This window comes from Bradyrhizobium sp. TM239 (assembly GCF_036247985.1).
GTDB lineage: Bacteria > Pseudomonadota > Alphaproteobacteria > Rhizobiales > Xanthobacteraceae > Bradyrhizobium > Bradyrhizobium ottawaense.
The window spans coordinates 105,478-117,855 of record NZ_BTIR01000007.1 but is presented as its reverse complement, the minus strand read 5'-3'; the positions used below and the strand labels follow the sequence as shown (position 1 = coordinate 117,855).

Here is a 12,378-nt window from a genome sequence, read left to right as displayed (position 1 = left end):
ATCTTCCCATCCAACAGGCCGACACGAACATGCTACCCCTGTTTTGCGCGACCGATCAAATCGCTTCGAAAAAACATCATTCCGGCAATGACTTCCCTACTGTGCATGGGGTTGTTTTCGACATTTCAGGCTTACCGGCGGCCGAAGCCGACTCCGCCACCAATTGTGGCGGATACGTCACGGGCGGGAGCAGGCGCTCCACGCCATCCATCCGACTGATGCTTTGAAAAATTGGTCGGAGCGAGAGGATTTGAACCTCCGACCCCTAGTCTCCCAGACTAGTGCGCTAACCGGGCTGCGCCACGCTCCGAACGTCGTTCCATTAGCTAGGATCGGCGCGATGCGCAAGGCGAGGCCGCACCATTTTGGTGTCCCGGCCCACAGCTCCCGGAACAGCCCGCAAAGCCGGCGGACCGCCCCCTAGCCGTCCTTCAGCGCCTGATCCAGCATCTCGCGGCAGGCGACGAGGTCGGCGAGGACGCGGCCTAGCCGTTCCCGGTCCAGCGCACTGGGGCCGGCCGGGGCTGCGGCAGTCGTGCCGCCCTTGCGGAAGGTAGTAAGGATGTCCTCGTCGTCGACCTCGGTGAAGCGGAAGTCGATGCCTTCCTCTTCGTCACCCTGGTAGTCGTCCTCGTCGCTGTCGGTGACGCCCTTGATCGGCGCCTCCTCGTCCTCGGGCTCCATCAGGCTGGCGCCGATGGCGTCCTCGATGGCGCCGAACGAAACCGCGGCGGCGGTGTCGGCGAGGCCCTGCACCGATTTGACGCCGTGCTCTTTGAGGATCCGCTGCACCCCGCGGATGGTGTAGCCCTCCCCGTAGAGCAGCCGGCGGATGCCCTTGAGCAGGTCGACGTCGTCGGGGCGGTAATAGCGGCGGCCGCCGCTGCGCTTCATCGGCTTGATCTGGGAGAACCGGGTCTCCCAGAACCGCAGCACGTGCTGCGGAATGTCGAGTTCCTGCGCTACTTCGCTGATGGTTCGGAACGCATCCGGCGCCTTGTCCAAATGCCAAATCCTTTGCGCGGGGCGACTTACGCCTCGGGTTGAGCCTTGCTGTCGTCGCCATTGGCGCGGTGCTGGCCGTTGATCCGCTGCTTCAGGATCGCCGACGGCTTGAACACCATGACGCGGCGCGGCGAGATCGGCACCTCGGTGCCGGTCTTCGGGTTGCGGCCGATGCGCTGACCCTTCTTGCGGACCATGAAAGAGCCGAACGAGGACAGCTTCACCGTCTCGCCCTTTTCAAGGCAGTCGGTGATCTCCTTCAGCACGAGTTCCACGAACGCAGACGATTCCGTCCGCGACAGGCCCACCTTCTGGTAGACGGCTTCGCACAGATCGACACGCGTTACGGTTTTACTTTGATCGGTCATCGCCCTGCCCCACATCACGGCGAACAATTGTTGTCTGAAATTATGAGCTTACGTTACGGCGGTCAACAGCGCTCATCAATGCAGACGCATCGATAATGGCGGCTAATTCCGGCAAAATTTTATCGACTGTGGCCCTACCAGCGCACGAGCGCCGAGCCCCAGGTGAAGCCGCCGCCCATGGCCTCCAGCAGGACCATGTCGCCCTTCTTGATGCGGCCGTCCCTGCGGGCCACGGACAACGCCAGCGGAATCGAGGCCGCCGAGGTGTTGCCGTGACGGTCCACGGTCAGCACCACCTTCTCCGGCGCGATGTGGAGCTTGTGGGCGGAGGCGTCGATGATTCGCTTGTTGGCCTGGTGCGGCACGAACCAGTCGATGCTGTCGGCATTGAGCCCGGTCGCCTCGAAGGCATCGACGATCACGTCGGTGATCATGCCGACCGCATGCTTGAAGACCTCGCGGCCCTCCATGCGCAGATGGCCGACGGTCTGGGTCGAGGACGGCCCGCCGTCGACGAACAGCTTTGCCTTGTGGCGGCCGTCGGAACGCAGATGCGTGGTGACGATGCCGCGGTCGGTCGCGGCCTTGCCCGGCTGTTCCTGCGCCTCGAGCACGACCGCGCCGGCGCCGTCGCCGAACAGCACGCAGGTGCCGCGGTCGTTCCAGTCGAGGATGCGCGAGAAGGTCTCGGCGCCAATCACCAGCGCGCGCTTGAAGGCGCCGGTGCGCAGGAAATTGTCGGCGGTGGCGAGCGCGAACACGAAGCCCGAGCATACCGCCTGGAGGTCGAAGGCCGCGCCGTGGTTGATGCCGAGCCCGTGCTGCACGGCAACCGCCGTCGCGGGGAAGGTGTTGTCAGGCGTCGAGGTCGCCAGAATGATCAGGTCGATCGACTGCGCGTCCATGCCGGCATCGCTGAGCGCGGCCTGCGCCGCCCTGATCGCCAGATGCGAGGTGAACTCGCCCTCGGCCGCGATGTGCCGCTCGCGAATGCCGGTGCGCTGCACGATCCACTCGTCGGAGGTGTCGATACGCGCCGCCAATTGGGCGTTGGTCACCACCTGCTCCGGCAGATAAGAGCCGCAGCCGAGCACGACCGAACGAATTTGAGTCACGAAACAGCCTCCTGCGCGGCCTGCACGGAATTGAGTGCACCGCCCTCGCGGTTGAGCATCTGATTGATCTTGTTCAGGAGATCGAATTTAACCATCTCATAGCCAACATCGATCGCAGAGGCAAAGCCTTCGGCGCTGATTCCGCCATGGCTCTTGACCACCAGTCCGTTCAGCCCGAGGAACACGCCCCCGTTGGACTTGTTCGGGTCCATCTTGTTGCGCAGCGCCTGAAAGGCGTCGCGCGCGAAGAGGTAGCCGAGCTTGGACATCCAGCTCCGCTGCATCCCTTCGCGGAGCAATTCCGCCATCTGCCGCGCGGTTCCCTCGGCGGCCTTGAGCGCGATATTGCCGCTGTAACCTTCGGTCACGATGACGTCGGCGTGCCCTTTGCCGATGCCGTCGCCCTCGACGAAACCGATATAATCGAGTTCCGGCAGGTTCCTGGCGCGCAGAATTTCACCGGCTTCACGGATCTCCTCGTGCCCCTTGATCTCCTCGACCCCGATATTGAGCAGCCCGACCGTGGGGCGCTTCTTGTCGAACAGCACGCTCGCCATCGCCGCGCCCATCACCGCGAGCGACACCAGGTGGTGGGCATCGCCGCCGATGGTGGCGCCGAGGTCGAGCACGATGGAATCGCCGCGCTTGGTCGGCCAAACCCCCGTGATTGCCGGCCGGTCGATCCCCTTCAGCGTGCGCAGGTGGAAGCGGGACATCGCCATCAGCGCGCCGGTATTGCCGGCGGAGACCGCGACATCCGCCTCGCCCTTCTTCACGGCGTCGATGGCCAGCCACATCGAGGAGGTCTTGCGGCCGCGCCGCAGCGCCTGGCTCGGCTTGTCCGATCCGCTGACGGCCACGTCGGTGTGGATGATCCTCGAAGCGGCCTTGAGGGCCGGATGCTTCTCGAGCTCGGGCTCGATCCTGGCGCGGTCCCCGACCAGCAGGAACTCGGTCCCGCGATGCCTCTGAAGCGAGATGGCGGCACCGGGAATGACCACGGCGGCGCCGGCGTCGCCCCCCATGGCGTCCAGCGCGATGCGAACCTTGCTTGGCATAAAAGTCCTGGAAACCTGATCTGGTGCGGTCTTGAGCTAGCAGAGCCGCGAAATGGGTTCGCCACGGACATGGCGACCGGCCAAGCGCCACGCCGCACCCGGGCCGGGGCGCGACAATAGCGTTTTGTTACCCCGAAACAACCTCTTGCCCCCAGCCTTTTGCATCCGGGGCGATCTGGCCGCGAACCCGAAAATTCAAGGGAAATACATCAAAATCAGATAGATAAGAGAACCTCTCAAACCATCCCGGCAAGCACCTCGCACCGCTCGGCAAGGCGTTCTTACGGGAATGCCCGGCTATTTGTCTTTCTTCTTATCCTGCTTCTTGTCCTGGAGCGCCTTCAAGACCGCAAACGGATGGTCCTCCGGATCGACGGCGGTGACCTCGGCCTCGAACACAGCCCCTTCCTTGCGCGGATAAGGATCAATCGCCAGGAACAGTGCGTCGGTCGCAATCCGGCCGAGGTCGATGATTCCATTGGCGATCGCCTCCGGCGGATCGACCACCTCGGGAGGCTCCGCGTCGTCCTGCCCCTCCTCGATCAGGTCGGCCATCTTCCGAACCTCGGCCTCGGGGGCGAACACCAGGTCCACCTCCTCCTCGATCTCGCTTTCGATCGGATCGAGCGTGACCACGCAGGTCTGGCCGATTCGGGCCCGGACGCTGCCGGTGACCTGGACCCGGCCGCCGCTCCTGGGCACCACGTCGAAATCGGCCTGGGCGGAGACGACCTCACGGAGGCCAGCGACCTCCGCCATGGCCTGCCGCTCGGCGGCCGAGGCCTCGAGCTTGCGGTGCAGGCCGGTGTCGGGAATTTGCGCGACGATGATTGGGACCCGCCAGGGATCTGGCTCGGTATTTGGTCGGCTCATGGTGTGTCGCCCTCGGGACGCGCTGGAGGAAACCTGAAGGAGGCGCGCAGCAGCGCGGTCTCGTCGGCCCGGCCGAGATCGGCCTCGGTGGCCCTGGCATAGGCCGCGAGCCGCTTCGCCTGGTCCAGGCCGGTCCCATTCAAGATATTCTTGCAGATCGCCTCTGCCAGGGCCTCGCCGCCGGCCTCCACGGCCTGGTCATAGGCCTGGACACGACCGTAAAAGGCCTCGCCGAACGCCCGCATCCGCTTCGGCACGGTCTGGTCGCCGACCCCCATCTCGCGCAGATTGTCGTCCATGTCCTCGCAGAAGCGGTCGAACAGCGCCTGCGACAGCTCCGAGGCTCCTGCGGTGGCGCCCTGGACCGTGCGCAGGCGCCGCAGCAGCAGCCACAGATGCAGCAGCAACAGGTCGAAACGTCCGTTAACCGTATCGGGCACGCCCAAGTCGCGGTAAAATATGGGTTCTCGCGCCTGCGTCACGATCATGCCATAGATGGCTTCAATGGTGCCCGACGGGGTTAGCCGGGGTTTCCTGAAGTGATTGAACGGCCAAAGCATTGTGGTTTCCGCAAGCGGGCGCGCGCGAGTTGCATTCAGAGCCTCCGCCCGGTACTTCAGCGCCTCGCGCGACGCAAGGGGACGGAATCAGTTCCGCTATGACGACAACGAACCAGATCAGCCTGCGCGCGGACAAGCGGCGCGGCCTTCATGCACGCTGGCGCGGCTTGCGCATGCTCGCCGCCGTCGCCCTGGTCGGCGCCGCGCTCACGGGCTGTACCGGCGAGCAATTCCAGAAGGGTTACATCCTGCCGCCCGGCGCGCTGGAGCAGATTCCGATCGGCGCCAGCCAGGACCAGGTGCTGATCGTGATGGGCACGCCCTCCACGGTGGCGACCCTCGACGGCGAAGTGTTCTACTACATCTCGCAGCGCTCGGAGCGCATGGTCGCCTTCATGAACCAGAAGGTGGTCGACCAGCGCGTCATCGCGATCTATTTCGACAAGAACCGGCGCGTGCGGCGCCTCGCGAATTACGGCCTGCAGGACGGCAAGATCTTCGACTTCATCAGCCGCACCACGCCGACGTCGGGCCAGGAGATGAGCTACCTCACGCCGCTGTTCAAGCTGCTCAGCTTCAACTGAGTCCGGAGCGTTTTCGGGCGAAGCCGGGGACCGGCTCGCATCACGAAAACGCTTCAAGACAAACATCCAGAACGCCTTCCAATTCCGCCGGAAGGTATATGGCTCTCGCCTGCGGCGTCGTGCCGCCGTCCGCGCGGCACTGATCGTCGCGCGCGACTTGCCGTCGCACCTGCGGTTTCCTACGCTCCCTGCAAAGAAAGAAGCAGGGAGTGGATTCGTGCCCAAGACTTTGTCCCGACGTCGCGTGCTTACCGGAGTGGCTGGTCTCTCGGCCGCGGCGATCCTGCCGCGATCGAGCCTTGCCGACTGGAAGCCGACCGAAACGGTCCGCCTCGTCGTGCCGGCCGCGGCGGGCGGCTCAACCGACGTGATGGGCCGGCTCCTGGCCGCGCATCTGCAAACCGCCTGGGGCCAGTCGGCCGTCGTGGAAAATCGCTCGGGCGGCGGCGGCACCATCGGTACCGCCGAGGTGGTTCGTGCCAAGCCCGACGGCCACACCATCCTGGTCGGCAATCCCGGTCCGAACGCGATCGCCTACAGCATCTTCAAGAACCTCACCTACAAGCCCGACCAGCTCCAGCCGGTCTCCAACATGATCCGGATCCCGAACATCGTGTCGGCGCATCCGAAGACCGGCATCAAGTCGGTCGCCGAGCTGATCGCGTACTTGAAGGCCAATCCGGACAAGCTCAGCTACGCCTCCTCCGGCGTCGGCCAGAGCCCTCACCTCACCGGGGCCTGGTTCCTCCAGCTCACCGGCCTCAAGATGACGCACATCCCGTTCCGCGGAGCGGGCCCCGCGCTTCAAGCCGCGCTGGCCGGCGACATCCAGATCCTGTTCGACAACCTCTATCCGAGCCTGCCGCAGGTGCAGAACGGCACGCTCACAGGCCTCTGCGTCACCACCACCGAGCGCAGCGACCTCGCGAAAGACCTGCCGACCATGCGCGAGAGCGCGCCGGAGCTGGCGAATTTCGACGTCTCGTCGTGGTTCTCGGTCTTCCTGCCGAAGGGCGTCTCGCCCGAGGTGCTGAGCGCGCTCAATCTCCAGGTCAAGGCGATGCTGGAGCGCGACGACATCAAGAAGCAAATCGCCGCCATGGGCGCCCGCGCCGACTACGGCACGCCGGAGCAGTTCGCCGCCTTCGTGGATTCCGAGACGAAGAAGTTCGCCGGCATCATCCAGAAGGAAGGGCTGCAGATGGACGTGCAGTGACGCGGTCTTCGTCATTCCGAGGAGCTCGCGACAAGCGGTGATCGGGAAGGGATGGGTTTCGCGAGGGCTCAACCCATCCTAGGGGCTACGGGCTGGAGCAGTGGCGTGGCGCTGACGGTCGGGTCGGAGATCGATTTCTGGCGGCCGGGGCCGGCTACTTAAAATGACGCTCACGCAACACTCGTCCACGGATAGCTGGTCTTCGTAGTAGCCCACCTACTTCGCACGGGGCGTGCCGATCGCCACACCGGTGAGCGTCCCGTTTATGTGCATCGGACCATACAGTTCACCATAGGTATTGCACCCAAACACACGATGGGTCCGATACAGTTCCGACATGTCGCGGTCGCATCGATGCTCGAGGCCCATACGCCTCTGAACGGACTCGAATCCGATATAGAGTGAGACCTCCCCGATTTCTTCCTGGATCTGGGCGAAAAGATCACTGGTTGGGTCGACCGGGTCACGCAGTGTGGCCATCGTAAACACGAGGCCTTGGTCAATGGCGGAGGCAAAATGGAGCGTGCCGTCCGCATCGACCCGGCGTACCGAGCGTGCGTAATACGCATCGCCGATCCGTACGAGTACAGGATGGGATGCAAACGCAGTCACATCGAGTACGCCGCCGGCGATGCCGGCCATGCGTGAATACTCGGCTGCTGCCGGCTCGGCATTCAATTCGCTGATAGTTCGCCGATCTGGATCAGCCTCCGTCACTACCATTTTTTCCGTGCCAGGCTCGCAAGTGTCGCAAGAAAAGATGAGGAACGGCACCGACGTCTTGAACACAAGGAGCACCGCCGCATCGGTATGGGCGCGGCCCTCGAAGTAGACCCAGCTGCGCTCAAATCGCAGACCATCTGCGGCCGAACCGCCGACCAGCGGAATATGACCAAGCGAGGCATGAATCGCGGCCAATACGACCTCTTCCCGCTGGCACATGCCATCGATGAGCAGCAGCCCGAAACAGCGCTCGCCATCGGCATTGCCGCCTTGTCGGAAGACGCGATGCCGAATATCTGCGCCAATAGTGCGATCGTCTTCGATGCGAAAATCCGAGAGTCCCAGGATGGGGAGAGCAGCCACGTCGAAGTCGGCAGCGCTGAAGGCGAGCGCGACAACGCTGTTTTCATCCCATCCGTTGAACGCAATCTCGCCAGCGGTCGTGCAACCGAAGACGGGCGTGCCCCTGAAGCGGGTTGTCATTTCGGCCGCGAACCGATGCGGATCGTAACGCGGCGAAACAAACACCAGCACCGCCGCAAGCCCGCTGGCTGGCAGAACGCTTGCCAGCTCCGCCGCCGCACCGGCGGGGGTAGACGCTTTCGTCTCGACGGCCACAACACCGGACGGGCAGCGATTGAGCACCGCGTCAGAAACCCGCTTGCTGAAGCGCGATGAATTCCGATTGAATCGTCATCGCGCTCCAGCTCTTTGATTGAGCTTGATCCCTTCGGAAAGCCGCTGCACACTTTTCCGGATCATGCACTACGGTGCTCTCGCTCGAACAGTCTTGTGATCGGCCCGCCCGGCATTCGGCCAACACAAGCACGGCGCGTCAGGTGGAAACGGGATGAAATCCCTTGGTCCTGGCGAACGATGAGTCCGCTTCCGAGGCCACGACTTCGTTGTCGGAATGTAGTCGTTCAGGTTACACGTGTGGCGAGCAACTCGTGCAGGTTAGCGTCGAGTTGTGCGAGCATCTGCGGATCGGTGCCGAACAGACCCAGGTGCCCATCGATGCTGGCCAGCGGGCGGAACTCGCTTCCCGGAATGAGCCGTTGCTCCGCCTCGCAATCGGCCGGGGGGAAGAACATGTCGTGACTGATCGGCATCACAAATGTCTTCGCCTTGATACGCCCGAGAGCAGCAGCAAGGTCGCCGTCGGCGTTGCGACTGACGTCGCCGCGCTGCCACTTCCACGCCATGGACAGCAGATTGTTCGGGTCCATCGGCGCGAAGTAACCGGTCATAAAGGTGTCGACGAAGGCCTGCACGGATTCGAAACCCAGCGCCTTGTGCCTGTTGGCACGGAAGAAGTCGGTGCTCCAACCCATCACGGTCCAGAGCTTCGCCTGTCGCTTGAGGCCCGCGGCGACGTCGGCCGGCGAACCGTAGCGCCCTTCGCGGAAGCCCGGATCGGTCGTGATTGCCTCATTCAGCGTCTCCGCGAAGAGGAAGTCGTGCTCGGTATTCTTCGCCGTACCGGCGATCGGCGCCGCGCGCTTGACGAAATCCGGATAGCGCACGGCCCACTCGTAGGTCTGCTGCGCGCCCATCGAGCCCCCGACCACGAGTGCCAGGCTCTTGAGCCCGAAGTTTTCGGTCACCAGCCGATGCTGGGCGCGAACGTCGTCGCCGATGCGGACCTTTGGGAAATTTGGTCCGGCCATCGCCCCACCGGCGTTGTGCGGCGATGTCGACAATCCACTGCCGATCTGGTTGACCACGATGATGAAGTATTTCGCAGGATCGAGCGCCCGGCCCGCGCCGATATAGGCCTGCTCCATGATCTTGCTCGTGCCCGAATACCAGGTGGGAACGAGAATGGCGTTGTCCTTCGCAGCGTTGAGCGCGCCGTGTGTGGCGACGGCGAGCGTGCAGCCGGGAATGGTGCCGCCATCCTCGAGCGGCAGGTCGCCGATGTCGATCATCTCGTAGGGGCCGTGACCATCAGGCCCGTAATAGGGATTGTTGCTCATTTGGATTTTCCTTCGGACCGGAGTCAGTTCATCGCGAGGCCGGGATAGCCGCTGGCGGCCAGCTCGTCGCATTGTCGATTGTAGTTGCCGACGCCCCCGATATAGGACAGCAGCCGGCGCGGCTTGCCGTCGACGTTGGAGCCCATGTACCAAGAGTCGGTTTTGACCACGAGCGTCGCCGCAGCGGTGTCGTCATGGTGCTTCACCCAATTGTCCTCGAACTCCCGGGTGGCCTCGATCGTTTTCTTGCCTCGCGTCCGCGCGTAGCCGATGCAGTCGGTGATCCAGTCAACTTGCTGCTGAAGACAGGTGGTCATGTTGCAGAGTGCGGCCGAAGGTGCGAGCGGCGCGCCGGTCGTAAACAGGTTCGGATAGCCATGGACCTGGAGGCCCATCGCGGTACGAATCTCCTGCTTCCATTGTTCTTTCAGCGAACGGCCGTCGCGGCCGCGGAAGTCGATCCGGCTCAGCGCGCCGGAGCCGGCGTCGAAGCCGACCGCGAGGATAATGACGTCGACCTCATGCACCTTGCCGTCGGAGGTTTGGATGCCCTCGGGGACGATGCGCTCGATCGGCGTGGACCGGCAGTCGATTGCTTCGACGTTGTTCTGCAGATAGACCTCGAGATAGCCGTTCTCGAGCGGCACGCGGTGCGTGCCGAAGCCATAATCAGAGGGGATCAGGAGGTTGCACAGTTTCGGATCGTTGCGCAGGCGCTCACGCATCTTGCCCCTTACGAAATCGGACACGACGGCGCTGACCGATTCGTCGAAGAACATCTCCGGGAAGGTCGCCAGCCACATCGATAGCGAGCCTTCTTTCCAGAATTTTTCCAGCACTTCCGTGCGCTCTCCGGGCGTCAGCTCCGCCCATGGACGGTTCTCGAAGTCATAATGGAAGCCGGCGAAGGTCGAACGGACGCGCTTCTTCAGGTCGTGGAATTGACTGGCCCAGACGTCCCATTCGGCCTGGCTGTATCGCGGATTCTTCATCGGCACCACGTATTGCGGCGTCCGCACGAAGATCTTCATTTCGGCCACGTCGGGGGCGATGGTCTGGATGACCTGGATGCCGGTCGCGCCGGTGCCGACCACCGCGACGCGCTTACCTTCGAGATCGACGCCGGTCTTCGGCCATCGTCCGGTATGGTGGATCTCACCTCGGAACGTCGACTGGCCGGGAAAGCGGTCGACGAGCGGGGCCGACAGCATGCCGCAACAGGCGAGGACGTACTGCGTGTCGATCTTCTCGCCGGCGTCCGTCGTTACCGTCCAGCGGCCGTCCTTCTCGCGATAGTGGGCCGAGGCGATGGGGCTGTTGAATTGAATGTCCTTCTTCAGATCGAGGTGATCCGCGACGAAGTTCAGCCAGCGTTCGGTCTCCGGCTGCGCGGGAAATCGTTCGCTCGGCTTCCAGGCCTTGTACAGATCTTCGGAGAACCAATACTGGTAGACCTCGACCTGGGAGTCGAAGCGCGCACCCGGATAGCGATTCCAGTACCAGGTGCCTCCCACCCCCGATGCCGTGTCGTAGGCGCGGACGTTCAGTCCCATCTCGCGCAGGCGATACAACTGATAGAGACCAGCGATCCCGGCGCCGATGACCAGCGCGTCCAACCGTGTCGTCGGTGCATCCGCCCGCGACGCATGTGTCGGCTCCAACAAGGTGCCCATAGCGTTTCCCCTCTTTTTGTACCGGCCGCTTGAGCGACCGAGTGGCCATTCGGCCGTGGGGAGGAACGTTAGAAGCGACGTGCAGCGTCGTCTTGAATGAACCAGTGAGTTTGTTGAAGGATCAGGTGAAGGAGCGCTAGCGAGAGCTGTCGTCCCTCAGGGCGGCCGGTGTCCGCCCCAGCCGTGCGCGCATGACGCGCGTTAAATGGGCCTGATCGGCGAAGCCGCATTCCGACGCGATCGCCTTCACCGGCAGGCGACCAAGCGCCAGCATTTGCTGCGCTTTTTCGAGCCGACGGTCGACGACGTACTGGTGGGGGCTGGTCTGAAACGAGGCGCGAAAGCGCTTCCCGAAAGTCCAAACGCCCATCGAGGCGACTTCGGCGAGTTCCTCGAGCGAGAGCGGCTGATCGATCCGTGCTTCGACGTAGTCGACAATGCGCTTGCGTATTGCCGGCGGCAGCTCGCCCCTTCCGGACTTGTCGACAAACTGGACCGATGCAAAGTTGCGAAGCAGATTGACGACGAGCTGTGTGCTCAACGCGTCGACATATAACGCACCGCCGATGCCGTTGCCGCTGGCTTCGCGAGATATGGCCTCGACGGCCCCGGTCACGATCGGGCTTTGCGTGCGCAATATATCGTGCAGCCGCACCGCAGCGATCGGTCGCTCGAGGACATCGGCGGCCACGCGGGAAACCACGGCGTCCGAGAGATAGACATGCGAGACCTCGATCTGCTCGGTCCAGTGCCAGTGCGAGGCCTGCGAGCGGGTCAATAGCGAAACATCCCCCGGATGACATTCGGTCCGGGTCCAGCGTCCCTCGAAACGCCGCTCCATCATGGTGCTGCCGCGCTTGTAGGAGACGATCATGAAATCGGCCATCGCTGGCACTGGGACGTCGAGACCGCAATAGCGGTAGGTCCGCAGCTCAACGCCCTTCCAGCCTTGACCGGCACTGCAGCGCAGCAACTCTCCCGGTACCCAACGCGGCAGTTCTTCTGGTCGAATGAGCAGTGCCATGGGATTTTTCCAACGTCGCGGACTGACGGCACCTGTGCGAACCATTGTCAACAGCAGGTTTGTAGGTGTCAAGCCGACCCTGAATGGGCGTGGCGCGCGCTCGCTCTATCCTCGGCACCGGGCGAGCCGACTTCAACGGCACGTGCACAAGCAGTTGCGGCAGACCCTTGCGGCTTTGGAAAGCAGCACAATAGGCAAGA

The 12,378-nt window shown here is 63.4% G+C and carries 12 protein-coding genes and 1 tRNA gene; 2 read left to right on the top strand and 11 right to left on the bottom strand.

The window, feature by feature from the left end; genetic code table 11:
* Positions 1-232: 232 nt before the first annotated feature.
* From AABA84_RS13115 to AABA84_RS13085, 7 genes are all read right to left on the bottom strand, one after another.
* Positions 233-310: transfer RNA gene (locus tag AABA84_RS13115), tRNA-Pro, on the bottom strand.
* Positions 311-420: 110 nt separating this feature from the next.
* Positions 421-1,005 carry a MerR family transcriptional regulator gene (locus AABA84_RS13110; protein WP_338312244.1) on the bottom strand — a complete coding sequence of 195 codons (585 nt, stop codon included), beginning with the start codon at positions 1,003-1,005 and terminating at the stop codon, positions 421-423.
* A 26-nt stretch (positions 1,006-1,031) separates the two neighbouring features.
* The gene (locus AABA84_RS13105) at positions 1,032-1,373 is read right to left on the bottom strand and encodes an integration host factor subunit alpha (protein ID WP_212244857.1); all 342 of its coding nucleotides are present in this window, start codon (positions 1,371-1,373) and stop codon (positions 1,032-1,034) included.
* A 134-nt stretch (positions 1,374-1,507) separates the two neighbouring features.
* A complete protein-coding gene (locus AABA84_RS13100; protein WP_338312243.1) occupies positions 1,508-2,488 on the bottom strand; it encodes a beta-ketoacyl-ACP synthase III in 981 nt (326 codons plus the stop codon).
* Positions 2,485-3,546 (bottom strand): phosphate acyltransferase PlsX, encoded by a 1,062-nt coding sequence (gene plsX, locus AABA84_RS13095; RefSeq protein ID WP_212244861.1) that lies wholly within the window; start codon positions 3,544-3,546, stop codon positions 2,485-2,487. Before plsX ends, AABA84_RS13100 begins: the two co-directional genes overlap by 4 nt.
* Before the next feature lie 297 nt (positions 3,547-3,843).
* Positions 3,844-4,419 (bottom strand): YceD family protein, encoded by a 576-nt coding sequence (locus tag AABA84_RS13090; protein ID WP_338307877.1) that lies wholly within the window; start codon positions 4,417-4,419, stop codon positions 3,844-3,846.
* Positions 4,416-4,979 (bottom strand): ubiquinol-cytochrome C chaperone family protein, encoded by a 564-nt coding sequence (locus tag AABA84_RS13085; RefSeq protein WP_212244865.1) that lies wholly within the window; start codon positions 4,977-4,979, stop codon positions 4,416-4,418. The genes AABA84_RS13090 and AABA84_RS13085 overlap by 4 nt, the downstream gene beginning before the upstream one ends.
* Positions 4,980-5,077: 98 nt before the next feature.
* Here AABA84_RS13085 and AABA84_RS13080 point away from each other — a divergent pair, with 98 nt between their 5' ends.
* Positions 5,078-5,563: an outer membrane protein assembly factor BamE gene (locus tag AABA84_RS13080; protein WP_018320052.1), complete on the top strand. Its 486-nt coding sequence runs from the start codon at positions 5,078-5,080 to the stop codon at positions 5,561-5,563.
* A gap of 217 nt (positions 5,564-5,780) precedes the next feature.
* Positions 5,781-6,779, top strand: a complete 999-nt coding sequence (locus AABA84_RS13075) for a Bug family tripartite tricarboxylate transporter substrate binding protein (protein WP_212244867.1) — start codon at positions 5,781-5,783, stop codon at positions 6,777-6,779.
* 216 nt (positions 6,780-6,995) lie between these two features.
* Here AABA84_RS13075 and AABA84_RS13070 read toward each other — a convergent pair whose 3' ends face one another.
* The 4 genes from AABA84_RS13070 to AABA84_RS13055 form a co-directional block, all read right to left on the bottom strand.
* Positions 6,996-8,147 (bottom strand): FIST N-terminal domain-containing protein, encoded by a 1,152-nt coding sequence (locus AABA84_RS13070; RefSeq protein WP_338312242.1) that lies wholly within the window; start codon positions 8,145-8,147, stop codon positions 6,996-6,998.
* 278 nt (positions 8,148-8,425) lie between these two features.
* Positions 8,426-9,481: an alpha/beta fold hydrolase gene (locus AABA84_RS13065; protein WP_212245281.1), complete on the bottom strand. Its 1,056-nt coding sequence runs from the start codon at positions 9,479-9,481 to the stop codon at positions 8,426-8,428.
* A 23-nt stretch (positions 9,482-9,504) separates the two neighbouring features.
* Positions 9,505-11,154: a flavin-containing monooxygenase gene (locus tag AABA84_RS13060; protein WP_338312241.1), complete on the bottom strand. Its 1,650-nt coding sequence runs from the start codon at positions 11,152-11,154 to the stop codon at positions 9,505-9,507.
* Between the two features lie 136 nt (positions 11,155-11,290).
* The gene (locus AABA84_RS13055) at positions 11,291-12,178 is read right to left on the bottom strand and encodes a helix-turn-helix domain-containing protein (protein WP_338312240.1); all 888 of its coding nucleotides are present in this window, start codon (positions 12,176-12,178) and stop codon (positions 11,291-11,293) included.
* Positions 12,179-12,378 lie beyond the last annotated feature (200 nt).